General features: G+C 74.8%; 20 protein-coding genes and 1 pseudogene. 13 read left to right on the top strand and 8 right to left on the bottom strand.

Features of this window, described 5'->3' with window-relative positions:
- Positions 1-33: 33 nt before the first annotated feature.
- Complete coding sequence (locus tag OG286_RS36705) at positions 34-402, bottom strand: STAS domain-containing protein (protein WP_331741198.1); 369 nt, start codon at positions 400-402, stop codon at positions 34-36.
- A 245-nt stretch (positions 403-647) separates the two neighbouring features.
- Between OG286_RS36705 and OG286_RS36700 the strand changes: the two genes are divergently transcribed.
- Positions 648-971, top strand: coding sequence for a plasmid stabilization protein (locus OG286_RS36700; protein WP_331741197.1), 324 nt, complete (start codon positions 648-650; stop codon positions 969-971).
- 447 nt (positions 972-1,418) lie between these two features.
- Entirely contained in the window at positions 1,419-1,964 is a 546-nt protein-coding gene (locus tag OG286_RS36695; protein WP_331741195.1) for a DUF6328 family protein, read from the top strand.
- Between the two features lie 13 nt (positions 1,965-1,977).
- On the opposite strand, the gene OG286_RS36690 is transcribed toward OG286_RS36695, so the two are convergent.
- Complete coding sequence (locus OG286_RS36690; RefSeq protein ID WP_396323983.1) at positions 1,978-2,373, bottom strand: hypothetical protein; 396 nt, start codon at positions 2,371-2,373, stop codon at positions 1,978-1,980.
- 374 nt (positions 2,374-2,747) lie between these two features.
- On the opposite strand from OG286_RS36690, the gene OG286_RS36685 reads away from it, so the two are divergent.
- On the top strand, positions 2,748-4,403 hold the full coding sequence (locus OG286_RS36685) for a ubiquinol-cytochrome c reductase cytochrome b subunit (protein WP_331741192.1): 1,656 nt from the start codon (positions 2,748-2,750) through the stop codon (positions 4,401-4,403).
- 103 nt (positions 4,404-4,506) lie between these two features.
- Here OG286_RS36685 and OG286_RS36680 read toward each other — a convergent pair whose 3' ends face one another.
- A complete protein-coding gene (locus OG286_RS36680; protein WP_331741191.1) occupies positions 4,507-4,977 on the bottom strand; it encodes a hypothetical protein in 471 nt (156 codons plus the stop codon).
- A gap of 423 nt (positions 4,978-5,400) precedes the next feature.
- On the opposite strand from OG286_RS36680, the gene OG286_RS36675 reads away from it, so the two are divergent.
- From OG286_RS36675 to OG286_RS36660, 4 genes and pseudogenes are all read left to right on the top strand, one after another.
- On the top strand, positions 5,401-5,820 hold the full coding sequence (locus OG286_RS36675) for a hypothetical protein (RefSeq protein ID WP_331741189.1): 420 nt from the start codon (positions 5,401-5,403) through the stop codon (positions 5,818-5,820).
- Positions 5,817-6,905: a polyprenyl synthetase family protein gene (locus tag OG286_RS36670; protein WP_331741188.1), complete on the top strand. Its 1,089-nt coding sequence runs from the start codon at positions 5,817-5,819 to the stop codon at positions 6,903-6,905. The genes OG286_RS36675 and OG286_RS36670 overlap by 4 nt, the downstream gene beginning before the upstream one ends.
- Before the next feature lie 184 nt (positions 6,906-7,089).
- Positions 7,090-7,409 (top strand): annotated as a pseudogene (locus OG286_RS36665) (asparagine synthase-related protein); the annotation flags it as partial.
- Between the two features lie 190 nt (positions 7,410-7,599).
- A complete protein-coding gene (locus OG286_RS36660; RefSeq protein WP_331741182.1) occupies positions 7,600-7,932 on the top strand; it encodes a hypothetical protein in 333 nt (110 codons plus the stop codon).
- Between the two features lie 2 nt (positions 7,933-7,934).
- On the opposite strand, the gene OG286_RS36655 is transcribed toward OG286_RS36660, so the two are convergent.
- The gene (locus OG286_RS36655; protein WP_331741180.1) at positions 7,935-8,573 is read right to left on the bottom strand and encodes a PQQ-binding-like beta-propeller repeat protein; all 639 of its coding nucleotides are present in this window, start codon (positions 8,571-8,573) and stop codon (positions 7,935-7,937) included.
- A 123-nt stretch (positions 8,574-8,696) separates the two neighbouring features.
- Between OG286_RS36655 and OG286_RS36650 the strand changes: the two genes are divergently transcribed.
- Positions 8,697-9,353 (top strand): NAD(P)-binding domain-containing protein, encoded by a 657-nt coding sequence (locus tag OG286_RS36650; protein ID WP_331741179.1) that lies wholly within the window; start codon positions 8,697-8,699, stop codon positions 9,351-9,353.
- A gap of 121 nt (positions 9,354-9,474) precedes the next feature.
- Here the strand turns inward: OG286_RS36650 and OG286_RS36645 are convergent, their stop codons facing one another.
- On the bottom strand, positions 9,475-9,873 hold the full coding sequence (locus OG286_RS36645) for a hypothetical protein (RefSeq protein ID WP_331741177.1): 399 nt from the start codon (positions 9,871-9,873) through the stop codon (positions 9,475-9,477).
- A 178-nt stretch (positions 9,874-10,051) separates the two neighbouring features.
- On the opposite strand from OG286_RS36645, the gene OG286_RS36640 reads away from it, so the two are divergent.
- Positions 10,052-10,489 (top strand): YchJ family metal-binding protein, encoded by a 438-nt coding sequence (locus OG286_RS36640; protein ID WP_331742603.1) that lies wholly within the window; start codon positions 10,052-10,054, stop codon positions 10,487-10,489.
- A gap of 101 nt (positions 10,490-10,590) precedes the next feature.
- Here OG286_RS36640 and OG286_RS36635 read toward each other — a convergent pair whose 3' ends face one another.
- Positions 10,591-11,670 (bottom strand): polysaccharide deacetylase family protein, encoded by a 1,080-nt coding sequence (locus OG286_RS36635; protein WP_331741175.1) that lies wholly within the window; start codon positions 11,668-11,670, stop codon positions 10,591-10,593.
- A 56-nt stretch (positions 11,671-11,726) separates the two neighbouring features.
- Complete coding sequence (locus tag OG286_RS36630) at positions 11,727-12,242, bottom strand: hypothetical protein (RefSeq protein ID WP_405366099.1); 516 nt, start codon at positions 12,240-12,242, stop codon at positions 11,727-11,729.
- Positions 12,243-12,325: 83 nt separating this feature from the next.
- Between OG286_RS36630 and OG286_RS36625 the strand changes: the two genes are divergently transcribed.
- A complete protein-coding gene (locus tag OG286_RS36625; protein WP_331741171.1) occupies positions 12,326-12,874 on the top strand; it encodes a GNAT family N-acetyltransferase in 549 nt (182 codons plus the stop codon).
- Positions 12,875-12,886: 12 nt separating this feature from the next.
- On the opposite strand, the gene OG286_RS36620 is transcribed toward OG286_RS36625, so the two are convergent.
- Positions 12,887-13,816, bottom strand: a complete 930-nt coding sequence (locus OG286_RS36620) for a carbohydrate kinase (protein WP_331741170.1) — start codon at positions 13,814-13,816, stop codon at positions 12,887-12,889.
- A 407-nt stretch (positions 13,817-14,223) separates the two neighbouring features.
- On the opposite strand from OG286_RS36620, the gene OG286_RS36615 reads away from it, so the two are divergent.
- From OG286_RS36615 to OG286_RS36605, 3 genes are all read left to right on the top strand, one after another.
- A complete protein-coding gene (locus OG286_RS36615) occupies positions 14,224-14,511 on the top strand; it encodes a hypothetical protein (protein ID WP_331741168.1) in 288 nt (95 codons plus the stop codon).
- A gap of 510 nt (positions 14,512-15,021) precedes the next feature.
- On the top strand, positions 15,022-15,543 hold the full coding sequence (locus tag OG286_RS36610) for a SigE family RNA polymerase sigma factor (RefSeq protein ID WP_331741167.1): 522 nt from the start codon (positions 15,022-15,024) through the stop codon (positions 15,541-15,543).
- Positions 15,530-16,444 carry a hypothetical protein gene (locus OG286_RS36605; RefSeq protein ID WP_331741165.1) on the top strand — a complete coding sequence of 305 codons (915 nt, stop codon included), beginning with the start codon at positions 15,530-15,532 and terminating at the stop codon, positions 16,442-16,444. Before OG286_RS36610 ends, OG286_RS36605 begins: the two co-directional genes overlap by 14 nt.
- The last annotated feature ends 148 nt before the right edge of the window (positions 16,445-16,592 follow it).

Here is a 16,592-nt window from a genome sequence, read left to right as displayed (position 1 = left end):
TGGACCTCGGCCCGCACACCCCGGCCCGATCCGCTACGGCGGTGCCTCGCCCCGGATCCGGAAGGCATCCGTGGCGCCGGTGAGTTCGAGCATCCGCAGCACCAGCGGCCGGGGGCGGGCCAGTTCGATCCGGCCGCCGTCGCCCTCGGCGCGGGCCCGGGCGCGCAGCATCACGTTCAGGCCGGTCGAGTCGCAGAACTCCAGGCCCCCGCAGTCGATCACGACGACGGTGCCGGGGCTCTCAAGCGCGCGGTCCAGGGCGGCGCGCACCGGCTCGGCGGTGTCGAGGTCGAGTTCACCGCGGAGGATGAGCACCGTTCCCTCGGCCCACGGGCGCGCCTCGACGGTCAGCCCGCCCGGGTCGGCCGCCGGGTCGGCGTTCTTCGGCGTGCGACGCTTCATGGGCTCGGCTCCTCCCGCCCGCGTCTGCCGGGTCCTTCCACGATAGGCCTGTTCCGCCTGGTCCGGGGCGGCCTGCGGGACCGGGCCCGTTCCGCATCCGCCGGGGGCGGCCGGGTCCCTCCCGCCATGGTTCGGTGCCCCCCTCCCGGGTAGACGCGGCGCAGGAACAGGGGACCCGACCGGCCGTACCGGCGGAGAGCCCGGCCGGAGAGCCCGATGGCCCGGGCACCGAGGAGGAGAGCGCCATGCCCCGAGGATCGAGCCCCAAGCGGGAGCGACAGTACGAGCACATCAAGGAGAGCGCGCTCGACCGCGGCGAGAGCAGGGAGCGGGCCGAGGAGATCGCCGCCCGGACGGTGAACAAGGAAAGGGCCCGCCACGGCGAGTCCAGGACGGCGAGCCGCTCCTCCACCCACGACATCTCCTCCGGCCGGCGGGGCGGTCTGCGCTCGCACCAGGGCGCCCAGGGCCCCACCTACGACCAGCTGTACAACGAGGCCAAGCAGCGCAACATCAAGGGGCGTTCGAAGATGAACAAGCGGGAGCTGGAGCACGCGCTCGCACGCTAGCGCCGAGCACGCGCCCGGACGCCGGGCGGAGCAGGCGCCCGGACGCCGAGCGACGCACGGCGCAGCCCGCCCTGCGGAAGGAGGCGGTCGCGATGACCGTACCGACACCCCCTGACCCGGACACCGATCCGTTCCCCCACCCCTACCCCGGCCCGCCCAAGCCCGGCCGGGAGCCCGATCCGGCACCCCCGCCGGTCCCTCCCTTCCCGGACCCGCTGCCGGGTCCGGACCCGGCGCCGCGTCCGGAGCCCCCGCCCGACGCCGCCGTCCGGCGCTTCCCCTCGCCGCCCGGCAGCGTGCCCCGCGCCCGGGCCGGCCGGTCGACCACGCGCAGCCCGTGACCGCCCGGGCGGCCCGGGAGCGTGTCCTCCCCCGCCGGGCGGCAGAACCGGCCCGCGCGGCCGAACCGGCGCGGCCGGGCCGACAGGGGCGCGGGAGGCGAATGCCGTGACGACCCCGGAGACCGGCGGCCCGGCCGCCTCACCCGACCCTCCCCGGACGGGCCGGCACGAGTCACCGGAGGAGCGGGCCGACCGCCGCTGGGGCGAGATGCTCCAGGAGGTGCGAGTCGCACAGACCGGCTCGCAGATCCTCTTCGGCTTCCTGCTGAGCGTGGTCTTCATGCCCCGCTTCGCCCAACTGGGCGACTTCGACCGCGGGCTCTACGTGCTGACGGTGGTCATGGGCGCCCTGGCCACCGGTGCGCTGACCGCCCCCGTCTCGTACCACCGGCTGCTGGCCGGCCGCCGCCTCAAACCACAGCTGGTGGACGGCGCGGCGCGTCTCGTCGGGGTCGGGCTGATGCTGCTGGCCCTCACCGTAAGCTCGGCTCTGCTGCTCCTGCTGCGGGTCGCCACCGGTTCGGCGACGACGGCCGCGGGGATCACCGCGGGCGTCATGCTCTGGTTCGCCGCCTGCTGGCTGGTCCTGCCCGTCCAGGCACTGCGCCGCCATCACGGGCACGGGCCCGACCGGGGTCAGGACCGGCCCTGAGCCCGGCGCGCCGTCAACCCCACCACTGCTCGGGGACGGCGTCCGCCTCCTCCGGCGGGCCGGCCGCCGGCGAGGCCGGTTCGGGGCCGGCCGTGACCAGCAGGCCGTCACTCCCGGCCGCGGCCACCCGGTAGCCGGATTCGCGCAGCACCACGGCGACGGCCCCGCTGACCGCCGCCCGGATGCCCTCGGCGGGCGGCGGCCCCGCCGCACCCTCGTGCCCGCCTGCCACGCCTGCCACGCCGGCCTGACCGGTCGGCTCCGCCCGCTCCGGGGCGGGGGTCCAGCCCACCACCACGCCCTGCGGCCGGTGGCCGATCCGCAGGCCCGACGGGCCCGGCCCGGTGTCGAACCCGGCGCGGGCCAGGGTCGCGGTCACGTCCTCGAAGAGTTCCCGGTGATCCACCATTGGCGCAGCGTAGGCCCCTGGGCGCGCCCTCCCGGCGCACGGCGCGCGCCGAAACGGTTCAGCGCCCCGTCAACAGCACCCGGGCGCACCACACCCGCTCCCACCGGCGGCCCATCACCCCGCACACCCCCCGGACGGCTCGACACGAGCGGCCGTACGGGCCGATGGACGTGCACAGGCGGCCCCCTGCCGACAGCATGACAGAGTAAGCGCTCCATCACTTTGAGCAACGTGGCCAGTGGATCGGCGGATCCGCGCGCCGGCGAACCCGGCGGCCCCGTATCGAGAGGTCCCATGATCACATCAATCCGCCGGCCGGCAGCTCCGCAGGCGGGCTCCCCGGTCGGTACGCAGCGGACGCCGGGGAGCCGGTCGTGAGCAGCCACCAGAAGTCGCGCCCGGGACCGGTCAACAGCACGCGTGCGGCGCCCGCGAACAAGGCCGAGGCCCTCGCCGACTGGACCGACGGCCGGCTCGGCATCTACGCCCTGGCCAAATCCAACATCCGCAAGATCTTCCCGGACCACTGGTCCTTCATGTTGGGCGAGATCTGCCTGTACACCTTCGTCGTCATCATCCTGACCGGTGTCTGGCTGACCCTCTTCTTCAAGCCCTCGATGGCCGAGGTGATCTACGAGGGCAGGTACATCCCGCTCAGGGGCGTCCCGATGTCCGAGGCCTACGCCTCGACCGTGGACATCAGCTTCGACCTGCGCGGCGGTCTGCTGATCCGTCAGATCCACCACTGGGCGGCGATCGTCTTCGTCGCCGCCATGCTCGTGCACATGATGCGGGTGTTCTTCACCGGGGCGTTCCGCAAGCCGCGCGAGATCAACTGGCTCTTCGGCGCGGGCCTGCTCATCCTCGGCATGTTCGACGGCTTCATGGGCTACTCACTGCCCGACGACCTGCTCTCCGGCACCGGCCTCCGGTTCATGGAGGGGGCGATCCTCGCCGTCCCGATCGTCGGCACCTACATGAGTTTCTTCCTCTTCGGCGGGCAGTTCCCCGGCACGGAGATCGTGCCGCGGCTGTTCACCGTGCACATCCTGCTGATCCCGGGGATCATGCTGGGCCTGCTGGTGGCCCACCTGATCCTGGTCTTCTACCACAAGCACACCCAGTTCGCCGGGCCCGGCCGCACCCGTGACAACGTGGTCGGCATGCCGCTGATGCCGGTCTACATGGCCAAGGCGGGCGGGTTCTTCTTCCTGGTGTTCGGGGTGATCGCCGTGATGTCGGCGATCGCCACCGTCAACCCCATCTGGGCGTACGGCCCGTACCGGCCCGACCAGGTGTCCACCGACGCCCAACCGGACTGGTACATGGGGTACTCCGAGGGCCTGATCCGCGTGATGCCGGGCTGGGAGATCAGCGTCTGGGGTGGGCACACCCTCAACATGGGCGTCTTCATCCCGCTGATGATCTTCCCGATGGTGCTGGTGGCGCTCTGGTCCTACCCGTTCCTGGAGGCCTGGATCACCGGCGACAAGCGTGAGCACCACATCGCCGACCGCCCGCGCAACGCTCCCGTCCGCACCGCCTTCGGCGCGGCCTGGATCAGCCTCTACCTGGTGCTGCTGGCCGGCGGCGGCAACGACCTGCTCGCCACCCACTTCGAACTGTCGCTCAACGCGATCACCTACGCGGTGCGGATCGGCTTCTTCGTGGCGCCGGTGGTGGTCTTCGTGATCGTCAAGCGGTGGTGCCTGGGCCTCCAGCGCCGTGACAAGGAGAAGGTGCTGCACGGCCGGGAGACCGGCGTCATCAGGCGGCTCCAGCACGGCGAGTTCATCGAGGTGCACGCGCCGCTGCCCCAGGGCTCCCTGCACACCCTCACCGACCACGACCAGCCGCGGGCGGTCGTCCTGCCGGCCGAGGTGGACGAAAACGGGGTGGCCCGGCGGGCCGGCCTGCTGGCGCGGCTGCGGGCCCAGCTCTCGCGCGGCTTCTACGGCAAGGGCGGCCAGATCCCCAAGCCCACCGCGGAGGAGCACGAGGAGATCACCAGCGGCCACGGCCACCACTGATCCACGGGCGCCGGTACGACAGGGCCCGCCACGCCGTCTCGCGTGTGGCGGGCCCTGTGCCGTCTGCGGACCGGCCCGGCCGGTGCTCCTCCCCCCTCTGCGCTCAGCCGCGCAGAGCGGCTGGGACCACCGCGCAGAGCGCGGCCGCGAACGTCACCGAGAGACAGAGGGCGGCCCAGCGGGCGCAGATCCGACGGCACTCGCCGCGATAGCGGGCCGCCAGCTGCCGGCACCGCTCCACGGCCCGGTCGACCACGTCCTCGGCATAGCGCAACCGGTCGGCCGCGTAAGCCTGTTCGAGGCTCTCCCGCTCGCCGGGCGAGAGCCAGGGGAACCGGTCGGCGAAGGCCCGCGCGTCGCGCTCGGCCGCCGACACCTCGGCCTCCCAGGCGAGATAGCCCTCCAGCCGGGCGATCTCCACCTTGGGGTCCACCCGGCCGCTCCCGGCTTCCGCCCGGCCGCCCCCGCCGGCCGGCCGTCCGTCCGCCTTGCCGCCCACCCGGGCGCTCGCCGCCCCGGCGCTCTTGCCCGGCCGAGCGCCCCGTGCTCTCGGCGGGCGCTGTCTGCCACCCATGACCGCTCCTTGTCCAGCACCCCGGGCACCGCGGCGAGCAGCACTGCGGCAGCGGCGCGCACCTGTCGAGATCGGCCGGCCCGACCCCGCACGGGGCCCGTGGCGCAACCACGCAACTACTATCAGTGACCAGCAATGGAGGGCGGGCCGACTCGCCGGGAGGGCGGCCGCCGACACGGCTCCGACCTGCGAAGACGGGGCTTCGCCCGGCATCGGCGGGGTGCACGCGCGGGTGGCTCGGCGCACTGCGCCGACAGGGAGCGCCCGCGGCGCGGCGAGCGCCCCGCCAGACCGGTGACACCCGGAAAGCCGTCGGTACGCTCCGCACACACGCCTGTACGATCGGCGATCTAGGCGGCCCTCTGCCCGGCCGCCGGCCCGGCCCGCCCTGGTCCGTCCGGGGCACGAACCAGGAGGTCTGCCATGCCCGACGCCGGTCGGTTCAGCGATGTCGGCGAGCAGGGCTCGCGGGCGGTCATGGAGGCGGCCGCGGTGCTGGAACGCGAGCTCGCCGCCGGGCTGACGGAGGCCAAGGCGGCCGGTGACCGGCTCACCGGCGAACACCGTGTCGACCCGGACGAGTTCGGCCGGCTGGTGCAGCGGGTATCGGAGAACACCCACGAGCTGATCGATGCCGTCAGCGACCGGCTGCGCGGCGACACCGCCGGCGAGGCCGCCGAGCACACCCAGCGGCTGGCCGCCAACGCGCACGACGTCCTCGACCTGCTGCTCAACCTGAGCACCCTCGCCCCGGGCTTCGCCAACCGGTCGATGCAGAACACCTTCGGCCCGCAGCAGAGCCCGGCCCAGCGCCCCGACGGGGCCGAAGGCCACCAGGGGTGACGGCCGCGGCGCCACCGCTCCCCGGCGGGGAGCAACTGGTCGAGCGGGTGCTGGCCCGGTACCGGGCGCGGACGGTGACGGCGCTGCTGCGCCACATCCCGGAGCAGAGCCCGCCGTACCTCTACGAGCTGGCCGCCGACTACCCGGCCCGGCCGTGCAAGGGGCTGCGGGCCGCGCTCTGCCTGGCCACCTGTGCCGCGTTCGGCGGCCGCCCGGAGCGCGCGCTCAACCCGGCGGTGACGGTCGAGCTCTTCCACAACGGGTTCCTGATCCACGACGACATCCAGGACGGCAGCGAGCTGCGCCGCGGCGAGCCCACGCTCTCCGCCGCCTACGGTGTCGAGGTCGCGCTGAACGTCGGCAACGCCACCAACCTGCTCGGGCTCCAGCGGTTGATGGCCAACCGGCGGGAGCTGGGCGGCGGGCTGGCCTGGCGGCTCTTCGAGGAGACCGAGCTGATGTGCCGCCAGTCGCTGGAGGGCCAGGCGCTGGAGATCGCCTGGATCCGCGACAACGCCTGCGAACTGGTGCCCGCCGACTACTACCGAATGTGCCTCAAGAAGACGTCCTGGTACACCTTCCTCTACCCCTGCCGAAGCGGCCTGCTGGTCGCCGAGGGCGCGGGCACCGACGCCAACCGGCTGGACCGGTTCGGCTGGTACCTGGGTGCCGCCTACCAGATCCAGGACGACGTGCTCAACCTGGTCGGCACGCTGGCCGACTACGGCAAGGAGATCGCCGGGGACCTCTGGGAGGGCAAGCGCACCCTGCTGCTGATCCACCTGCTGGAGCGCTGCACCCCGGCCGAACGCGCCCGCACCGAGCGCTACCTGCACGGCACCCGGGCCCAGCGCGGCCCCGGCGCGGCGGAGGACGTCCGCTGGCTGCTCGACCGGATGGCCGCGTACGACTGCGTGGAGAGCGCCCGGGAGGCCGCCGCCGGTCTGGTCGCCGCTGCTGAGCGGGAGATCGCGGAGGTACTGGCGGCCTCCGCGGCCTCCTCGGACGGTCCGTCCGAGGAGGCCGCGGAGGCCCGGGAGTTCCTGCTCGCCCTGCCCGGCTTCGTGGTGGCCCGGGGGCGCTGAGCCCCGGCCGTACCCCGGATGTTCACCCGGTGCGCTTCGGGCAAGCCCTTGGCGCGGGGGGACGACGACCGGCAGGTCGACCGGGACGGCGCTCAGTCTGTCGACGATGAGCGCGGCGGCGGGGGCCTCAGCCGAAGTCGTCGCCGTCCCAGCCGTCGTCCCCGGAGTCGCCCCAGCGGCGCCCGTCCGCTCCGTCCTCACCTTCGCCTACCTGCCCGGTGAGGAGACCCTGCTGCGCGGCGTCCACGAGGCGCTGCCCGGGCGGATCCTGCGCCTGCGGGTCGACGGCAGCGTCCACAGGAGCCGTACTGGGAGGCCGCCGAACTCCTCCCCGCCGCGGCCGACAACCTGCCGCCCGCGCAGTGCGCGCAGCAGTTGCGCCTCCTGCTGGAGCAGGCCACCGCGCGCCGGCTGCCGGCCGGCGAGTCCGTCGCGGTGCTGCTCTCCGGCGGAGTCGACAGCTCGCTCGTCATCGCGCTCGCCGCCCGGCTGCACGACCGCCCTGGCTTCGGGCCGGCCGACGGCGTGGCGTTCCCCCCGCTCCCGGCGGGCGATCCCCCTGCAGAAGCGGCGAAGGCGGCCCCGCCCGTCCACCGACGGACGGGGCCGCACCCACGCGTCTGAGTACTTCGCGCCCCCGGAACCGAGTATCCGTCCGCTGATCTCGGCGGCGTCGGGCGGCGAGGATCGGTGCATGACCGAGACCGCCTTCCGGCGCCACGAGAACTGGTGGCGCGCGCCGATGATCTCCACCCTGGTGACGGGGCTCTGCCTGCCGATCGCGCGCGGCTTGCGAGGGCTCGCGGAGATGGCCACCGACCCGTGCGACGGGCCCGGCTCCTGCCCCACCACCTACGCCCAACTGGCCTTCGCCGAGCACCTGTTGCAGGCCGTCCTGGTGCTGGTGGTGGTGCAGTGGCCGGTCGCCTACTTCGCGTCGCCCGCGCGGGTGTGGGCCGCGCTGACGCCGGGAGCGACCCTGGGGCTGGCCGTGCTCACGATGGTCGGCACCCACCCCGGGGCATGAGGTCAGGCGAACGCCGAGGGGCGGCCGAGGGCGACCGGGCGGTGGTCCTTGGTGCCGACGTAGATCCGGCCCTGGTCGGTGGCCGGCCAGCCGCTGCGCTCGGCGCCGCTCTGGGCGTCGACGGCGTGCACGTAGTAGTGCGGGTGCTTGTCGTCGGGGCCGTCGTTGACCTTGCTGGTGAGGTAGACGGTGCCGGTGGCCGGGTCGTACACCGGGGTGGAGGTGGTGCCGACGTTGGGGCCGGGGCCGGAGCAGCCGATGGCGGCGGACGGCCAGGCCGGGCCCATCTCACGGTGCCAGGTGATCTTCCCGGTGTTGGCGTTGATCCCGTAGCCGTGGTTGGTCTCGGTGGCGACGACCACGGTCGGGCCGATGACCAGCGGCTGGGCGAAGACCTGGCCGTCGAGCGGGGTGGAGAAGCGGACGCCGAAGTCGGACTTGGCGACCTCGTCGGGGCCGAGCCCGGGTTCGTTGCGGTCCCAGGCGGTCCGTTCGGTGGTGACGGAGACGGTGGTGACGTCCGCGCGGGCGGCGGCCGCGGGGCCAGCAGGGTGAGGCCTGCGAGTACTGCGGCGGCCCTGGCGGACCGTCTGTTGGTTCGGTTGTTGGCGCCCATGGTTCGGCGTCAGGCGCGGGGCCACCAGCGGAGGTGGTCCAGTCGGCGGTAGGCCGTTCGCCGCGTTCCGTCCTCCCGACGGGCAGGTTGATCTATGGTCGTCGCGGCGCGCGCCACCGGGCGGGCAACGGGAGAGGGCGGAGAAGCGGTGCGATTCGGAATCATCGGCACGGGCACGGTCGGGCAGACGCTCGCGGACAAGCTGGTGGCGCTGGGCCACGAGGTCATGCTGGGCTCGCGGACCAAGGACAACGAGAAGGCGGTCGCCTGGGCCGTGAAGGCGGGCCCGAACGGGCACCACGGCACCTTCGCCGACGCGGCCGCGTTCGGTGAGGTGGTGCTGAACGCCACCGCGGGGACGGTCTCGCTGGCGGCCCTGCGGGCGGCGGGCGCCGAGCGGCTGGCCGGGAAGGTGCTGGTCGACATCTCCAACCCGCTGGTCTTCTCCGCCGAGGGCGCAGCCACACTGGACCCGGTGAACACCGACAGTGTGGGCGAGCAGATCCAGCGGGAGTTCCCGGACGCCCGGGTGGTGAAGGCGCTGAACACGCTGTCCGCGCCGGTGATGGTCGACCCGGGCCGGGTGCCGGGCGAGCACAACCTCTTCGTGGCCGGGGACGACGCCGGTGCGAAGGCCGAAGTGGTGGCGCTGCTGGGCGAGTTCGGCTGGTCGGCCGGGTCGGTCGTGGACCTCGGCGGGATCTCGTCCGCGCGGGGCATGGAGATGCTGATGCCGTTCTGGATCCAGCTGATGCGCACCTTCGGCACGACCGACTTCAACTACTCCTTCAAGCGCGCGCAGTAACCGCCCCGACGGGAGCGTCCCCGGCCCTTCCGCTGCACGGAAGAGACGGGGACGCGGCCTACCGGGGGCACGCCCATCGGAGGCACGGCCCACCGGGGGCACAGCCTACCGGGGGCACGGCCTACCGCGGCCCGGTGCCGGCGGGCACCCGCGCGGCGGGCTCGTCCTCGACCGGTTCGGGGGCGGCACCGTCCCGGGCCTGGCGCGGGACGGCGGCGCGGCCGGTGCCACCCGGCCGGGCGGCCCGGGCGAGCGACAGCTGCCGGTCGGCCGCCGCCTGGATGGCGTCCTTGTCGCCGATCTCGGCGTCCGGCAGCGCGTCCGGCAGCAGGTCCTCGATCAGCCGCAGCGGCCGGTAGGCGAGGCCGAGCAGGCCCCAGACCGCCGGCAACGCGCCGACCAGGACGAGCAGCAGTCCGGCGCCGCGGCCCGGCCCGGTGCCGAGCACCAGGCCGACCGAGTCGGCGAGCGCGCCGCCGGGCCGCATCAGCGGTTCGAAGATTTCACGGATTGTCAGCATCCGCGACATCAAGCCGGGTTGGCGCTACCGTCTTCACAGCAAAGGAATCAGGGGCGGTCGTGCACCGACGCGCCCCGTGCGCGGCCCTGCCCGTCGACCTCCGCATTGTCCGGCGCCCGCGCCGCAGCCCGGCCCGACCCGGACCATCGCACCCCCACAAGGGGCCAGAATGGACGCCATGTCCCGACGCCGCCCCGCGCCCCGCGCCGCCGCCCCCGCAGCCCGGCTGCTGCCCTCCTCGCCCTGCCCGTGCGGCCTGCCCGCCGCCTACGGCGACTGCTGCGGACGCTACCACCGCGGCCAGGCCGCCGCGCCCACCGCCGAGGCACTGATGCGCTCGCGCTTCAGTGCCTTCGCCGCCCACGACGAGGCCTACCTGCTCCGCAGCTGGCACCCCGACACCCGGCCCGCCACGGTCGACTTCGACCCGGCGCTGCGCTGGGTCCGTCTGGAGGTGCTCTCGACCACGGACGGCGGCCCGTTCCACACCGAGGGAACGGTCGCCTTCCGCGCCCACTACACCGAGGGCCGGGAGGAGGGCGCCCTGACCGAGCACAGCCGCTTCGTCCGTCACGAGGGCGCCTGGGTCTACCTCGACGCCCTCACCGTCGACTGACGCCCTCATCGCGGGCCGACGGCCTCACCGTCGACCGACCGACCCCTCACCGACGGCCTCACCGTCGACCGACCGACCCCTCACCGACGGCCGCCCGGCCGCTACAGGTAGTCGTCCAGGCGGGCCAGGGTGAAGCCCTGCGCGGTGACCTCGTTCACGACCTTGCGGAGCAGGTCCGGCATGGTGCCCGGCCACAGGTCGGGGCCCCGGAAGTGGGTGAGGATGATGTCGCCGGGGTGGAGCCGCTGGTCGTCGTACCGGTACTCGACGTGGTCCGGGAAGGCCTCCTCGTTCCAGAGCGGCACCGCCTCGATCCCGCAGGAGGCGGCGGCCCGCAGGGTGTCGTCGTTGTACTCGCCGTACGGGGGCCGGAACAGCCGGGGGCGGGTGCCGACCTGCTCCTCCAGCTGGTCCTGCTGGCGGCAGATCTCGTCGCGCTGCGTGGCGTAGTCGAGCACCTTCAGGTTGCGGTGGTTGATGGTGTGGTTGTTGACCGCGTCACCCTGGGCGGCGAGCCGGCGGAAGTAGCCGTAGTCCGAGCGGGCCAGGTAGTCGGCGACGAAGGTGCTGAGCGGTACCCCGAGCTCGTCCGCCATCCGGGAGAAGTCCGGGTCCTTCTCGGCCCCGTCGTCGACGGTCAGGAAGACGATCTTCTCGTCGGTCGGGACCCGGTACACCACCGGGGGCAGCCCGTCCTGGAGCTTGACCCCCTGCGCGGGCTTCAGCTCCGGCTTGACCGCCGGCCGCCGGGGCGCCCGCGGCGGCAGTTGCTCCAGCCCCCACCGGTGCGCGGTCTCCAGCTGGGTGCGGACCGCCGCCTCCCGGCGGGCCACCGCCTCGCTGCTGCTCTCCTCCTCGGCACGGGCCAGCCCCGGCAGCGCCAGTGGCACGGCCGGCGGCTTGGGCACGCCACGGTCAGCCGCCGGACCGGCCTCGGCCTGCCCGCCCTGCTCCTTGGCCTGTTCCTTGTCCTGACGGGCGTCCTGCCGCCCGTCCTCCCCGGCCGGCGCGGCGCGCACGCCGGCCCCCGAGGACGGCCCGCGCTGTCCGCCCGGAGCGGCGCAGCCGGCGACCACGGCGGCCAGGCAGACCGCCGCCAGGAGACCGGCCCCGGCCCGGCGGCCGGTCCGGTGACTTTCCCTCAGGCCCCCATTAATACGATGATCGGATGGTGTGTCCATGGAGCACTGCTCCCCCGACACGCCCGCTCGCCAATCCCCCCATCACCCGCCCGGCCCTACCTCCCCAGCCGCCGGGCCCACGTCGCGAGCACCTCGAAGTCGGTCTCCACCAGCCCGCGCCCCGGATGCACCCGGTGCAGCAGCGCCGGCCCCGGGTGCTGCGCGGCCACGTACGCCCGGTCCGCCTCCCCGATGTCGTCGTCCACCCACGCGAACGGGCGGCCGGCGGCCCAGCTGACGATCGCCCAGGTCTTCGGGCTGGTGTCGTCCGGCCGCCAGACCGCCGGGCCGGGCAGCGCGACGAACGGCAGCGGGGGGAGGCCGAGCACGGGCCCGATCCAGCGGTTGGCGCAGTCCTGCCAGGTGGTCGCCCAGACCAGGTCGAACGGCAGAGCGCGCAGGCGCTCCCCGTGCGCCTCGTCCAGCCACACCTCCACCGACGCCCCGCAGGCCCACACCGGCTCGGCCCGGTGCGGGCGGTAGCCTGCCGGACGGACCTCCGGGCGCGCGTGGCACGGGTTGAGCGGGCCGTCGACATCCAGCAGGAGGACCGGGCGCGGGAGTTGGTTCACCGTCCGCACGGTACCGGGGCACCACCGGCCCGGCCTCGGAAAACGCCTCGCGGCCGAGGTGGCAGGGCGTCGATAATGCGCGCATGACGATCAGCACGCCGCGTACTTCTGACCTCTGGGCCGTCTCCCGGGCCGATGTGGGCTCCGCGGAGGCACAGGCGTTGCTGCGCGAGTACTACAGCGATGTCGCCAACCGGTACTACCGGCTTCACCTGGGGCGCGACTGCACGGACGAGGAGATCGAGTCCGGCCTGGCCGACTCGCCCAGTGACGACCTGGCCGAGCCCACCGGGCTGTTCCTGCTCGGCCGTCACGGCGGCGAGGCGCACTCCTGTGCGGGGCTGCGCATCCGCGACGCCGACACCGTCGAGCTGACCAGGGTGTTCGTCCGGCACGCCCGGCGCGGCACCGGTGGCGGCGGCCGTCTGCTGGCCGCCGTGGACGAGGCGGCCCGCTCGCTCGGTGCGGAGCGGATCGTCCTCGACACCCGACTCGACCTGGTCGAGGCCCGCGCGCTCTACGCCCGCCACGGCTACCGCGAGATACCGGCCTACAGCAGCGGCCCGTACGCCCAGGTCTGGTACGGCAAGGACATCACGGCACCGGCCACCGGGCGCGACATGGCCGAATGACCGTCGCCCGGGTCAGCTGACCCGCCCGGGGACGGGCAGGGCTGCGGAGCCGAGAGCCGCGCGCAGCTCGGCCGCGTCGGGCGGGGCAGCGCCGGGGCGTGCGACGGTCAGGGCGGCGGCGGTGACGGCCCAGGTGAGCGCCTCGGCCAGGCCGGCTCCGGTGTGGCGGGCGTGGAGGAGGGCGGCCGTGAAGGAGTCGCCGGCGCCGACGGTGTCGGCCACCCTGACCGGGAGCGCAGGTGCCTCGGCGCGCCGGCCGTCGGCGGTGAGCGCGAACGCGCCGTCGGCGCCGCGGGTGACCGCCACGGTGGCGGGGCCGAGGGCGAGCCAGTGGCGGGCGACGTCCTCAGGGGCCTGCCCGGGGTAGAGCCAGGCGAGGTCCTCGTCGCTGGCCTTGACCAGGTCGCTGAGCCCGACGCAGCGCTCGACCCGGCGGACGGCCTGCCCGTGCCCGCCCATCAGCGCGGGCCGCACGTTGGGGTCGTAGCTGACGCCTGCCCGGCCGCGCCACCGCTCGGCCAGCGCGAGAACGGCCGTGGCGCCGGGCTCGGTGACGGCGGCGATCGACCCCAGGTGCAGATGGCCCGGCTGGTGAGGGAGTCGGCGCGCGGCGCAGGCGGGCAGCGTCCAGCCGATGTCGAAGGTGTACTGCGCCCGGCCGTGCCCGTCGAGGCGGACCACGGCGGACGGCGTCCGGCCGCCCTCGGCCGGGTCGGCCAGCACGGTGACCCCGGCCGATTCCAGGTGTGCCCGGATCAGGCGGCCGTTGGGGTCGGCTCCGAGCTGGGTGAGCAAGGTGGTCGGCCGGCCGAGCCGGGCCAGCCCGTAGGCGACGTTGGCGGGGCTGCCGCCGGGGTGGACCCGGTCGGGGGCGCCCTCGGTGCGGACGATGTCGGCGACGCACTCGCCGACCACCAGGACGTGCGGGGCGGGGCTGGTCAAGGCTGCGACTCCTGCCGGTCCGGGCCACCAGCGCAGCGGCGGGCGCCGGGGTGCTTGCGGCTGACCAGCCTACGCGGTGGAGTGCTGCCGGACGCGACCCTGCCCGGGTTTCCGGGCACCGGGCAGGGCGCGGGCACGAAGGACGGCCGCCGGACCTGGCCAGGTTCTCCGACGGCCGTGGCCCCGTCCGTCAGGGGGCGGGGCACTTCGAACGCTATGACAGTCCGCGACCGCTCGGCCACCACAGTCGTCCGTCCGGGGGATGCCGCGTGTCACAACGGGCTGCCCGAACCGTCCGGCCCTTCCGCTACGATCCGTACGCGCATGATCGCAGAGCGATACCGCCCTTCCCTCCCGAGGCCCGCCGCCGGCCGTGACACGAGCCCGCGAAGGACGACACGAAAGCGGTGATCACCCTGTTCAGGCCCCGTTCCGGCCTCGCCGTCGCGGCCGCGCTCGCCGCGCTGCTCCTCGGTACCGCCGTGCCCGCCGCCACGGCGTCCGCCACGGCCGGCGCCGCCGATGCCGGAGGTGTCGGCGATCCGGTCTTCCCCTCGCTCGGCACCGCAGGCTACGACGCGCTCACCTACGACCTCGCCTTCCGCTACCGCCCGGACAGCCGGACCGTGGCCACCACCGCCGACCCGGCGGCCCGCGGTCCGACCGCCGTGCCGCACGGCTCCGGGACGCTCTGAGCACGGGTGGGCCCGCCGTGCGCACGCCGCGGTCCCCGGGCCGCGGCGGCGTCCGGGCCGTGTGAGCCCTCCGATCCGGCCGAGCGCTCCGGGCCGTGGGCTGTCGGTTGTACGCCCGGCGCGCCGGTCCGGTGCGCTCGGGCGCCCTGCCGCGCGCCCTTGGAGGGCAGGGCTCCCGGGCGCATCGTGGTGCCACGGCCCGCCCGCCGCCCGGCCGAGTTCCGGCCGGCTCGCGGGCCGTCCACCGCTCCCGGGCGCAGCCCCCGGCCCCCGGCCCGCAGCCCGCGCAGGGTCCCCGGGCAGGCCCCGGGCAGAGCACCGGCCACGTCCCGGAGAATGTCCCGAGAAAACCGCCACCACCAGGCAACCCGGGCGGGCTCCCACCGCGTTCAGCTGCCGTGAGACGAACACGGACGACACCGAGGACGCGGCCGGCACTGCCGGAACGTCCGGCGGACGCGGCAGGGACGACGGGAACACCGACGGGCACACCATGGCGGGGGCGGGACGATGAGGGAAGCGATACCGGACTTCGAGGAGTTCGTCGCCGCCCGCAGCCCGCGTCTGCTGCGCATGGCGTGGCTGCTGACCGGCGATCCGCACCTGGCGGAGGACCTCCTGCAGACGGCGCTCGCCAAGGTGTGGCCGAAGTGGGACAAGATCTCCATCGAGCGGCCGGAGGCGTACGTCCGGCGCGTGCTGGTGAACTCGCACGTCTCCTGGTGGCGCCGCCGCTGGCAGGGGGAGCTGCCGCACGGCGAGCTGCCGGAACCGCCGACGGACACCGACCCGTTCGAGGACGTGGTGGTCGGCCAGGTGGTGGCCGCCGCCGTCAGGGCGCTGCCACCGCGGCAACGGGCCGTGGTGGTCCTGCGCTACTTCGAGGACCTCAGCGTCGAGGAGACGGCCGAGGCCCTGGGCTGCACCACGGGCACGGTGAAGAGCCAGACGCACCGCGCGCTGCTGGCCCTGCGCGGCACCCTGCCCGCCCGGGAGCTGATGCTGGACGGAGGACGCCGTGACCGGGTCTGACACCGGCCGCTACGGTGACGCGTACGGCCAGGGCCACGACGAGCCCGTCGACACCGAGGTGGAGCGCGAGCTGCGCGTCCTGTTGCAGCGGGCCGCCCCGGACCTCCCGGCCCCCGACGACCGGATGGACCGGGTCCGCGAGCGCGTCGCCCGGACCCTCCGACGGCGGCGGACCGCCGCGCTGGCGGCCGGGCTGACCACCGGTCTGGTCGCCGCCGCCCTGGCCGCCGCCCCTGCCCTCGCACCCGGCCCGTCGGCCACCGTCCTGCGGCCCGCGACCACCGCGCCGCCGCTGCCGGGAGCCCCGGCGGCGCCCGCACCGACCCTCGCCACGGACGCCCCGGGCCCGGTAGCCGGTGCCGTGCCGACTTCCGTGCCCGGAGCCGCGACGAGCGAGTCCCCGGCCCCTGAGGTCAGCGCCCGGCCGCTGCGGTTCCCGGATCTCGGCGGGGTGACCGTCGACCTGCCGGCCGGCTGGTCGAGCACGGCCGTCCCGGCGGCCGAACCGCGCGCCTCCACCGGGTACGTGGCGAGCGAGCCGCTGGACCCCAAACCGTCCTGCGGCCCCCAACAGAGCTCCTGCGGGCCGGTCGGCCGACTGGCCGGCGGCGGTGCGCTCGTCACGATCACCCTGGTCGGCGACCAGGACATGGCCGAGAAGCTCGCCGGTGGCCGCGCGGTGGTCGAGACCGACGTCGACAAGTCATGCGGCCTGCGCGGTGGAACGCGTCAAGTGGTGGGCCACCGGATCGTCGACGTTGCGAACGCGGCGGCCGTGGTCGAGCTCACCGCCTGTCTCAACCGCCCGTCCGGGCAGACCGTGCAGCAGGTGCAGCACATCCTCGACTCGGTCCGCACCACCGGCGACGCCCCGACCGCCCCCGGCAGCACCCGCGGCTGACCGCCGCATCCCCCGCACCTCCCGAAGGCGGCTGCGCCGTGCCCGTACCCGGTCCTGCCCGCGCCGCCGCCTCCCCGCCGGGCCGGGCTGCTCGTGGCCGGGGGCGCACCACCGCGCCGGCCCGGCCGCCCGGGCCCGTGGCCCCGCG

The organism is Kitasatospora sp. NBC_00039 (assembly GCF_045160625.1).
GTDB lineage: Bacteria > Actinomycetota > Actinomycetes > Streptomycetales > Streptomycetaceae > Kitasatospora.
Note: the sequence above shows the minus strand (reverse complement) of the source record. Positions and strands in the feature narration are given on the sequence as shown.

Excerpts from the sequence above, each read along its gene's own strand:
- OG286_RS36640 (WP_331742603.1), top strand. The coding sequence starts at position 10,052 with ATGTCCCGACGCCGCCCCGCGCCCCGCGCCGCCGCCCCCGCAGCCCGG.
- OG286_RS36660 (WP_331741182.1), top strand. The coding sequence starts at position 7,600 with ATGACCGAGACCGCCTTCCGGCGCCACGAGAACTGGTGGCGCGCGCCG.
- OG286_RS36635 (WP_331741175.1), bottom strand. The coding sequence starts at position 11,670 with ATGGACACACCATCCGATCATCGTATTAATGGGGGCCTGAGGGAAAGT.
- OG286_RS36610 (WP_331741167.1), top strand. The coding sequence starts at position 15,022 with ATGAGGGAAGCGATACCGGACTTCGAGGAGTTCGTCGCCGCCCGCAGC.
- OG286_RS36700 (WP_331741197.1), top strand. The coding sequence starts at position 648 with ATGCCCCGAGGATCGAGCCCCAAGCGGGAGCGACAGTACGAGCACATC.
- OG286_RS36675 (WP_331741189.1), top strand. The coding sequence starts at position 5,401 with ATGCCCGACGCCGGTCGGTTCAGCGATGTCGGCGAGCAGGGCTCGCGG.
- OG286_RS36690 (WP_396323983.1), bottom strand. The coding sequence starts at position 2,373 with ATGGTGGATCACCGGGAACTCTTCGAGGACGTGACCGCGACCCTGGCC.
- OG286_RS36645 (WP_331741177.1), bottom strand. The coding sequence starts at position 9,873 with ATGCTGACAATCCGTGAAATCTTCGAACCGCTGATGCGGCCCGGCGGC.
- OG286_RS36705 (WP_331741198.1), bottom strand. The coding sequence starts at position 402 with ATGAAGCGTCGCACGCCGAAGAACGCCGACCCGGCGGCCGACCCGGGC.
- OG286_RS36680 (WP_331741191.1), bottom strand. The coding sequence starts at position 4,977 with ATGGGTGGCAGACAGCGCCCGCCGAGAGCACGGGGCGCTCGGCCGGGC.
- OG286_RS36625 (WP_331741171.1), top strand. The coding sequence starts at position 12,326 with ATGACGATCAGCACGCCGCGTACTTCTGACCTCTGGGCCGTCTCCCGG.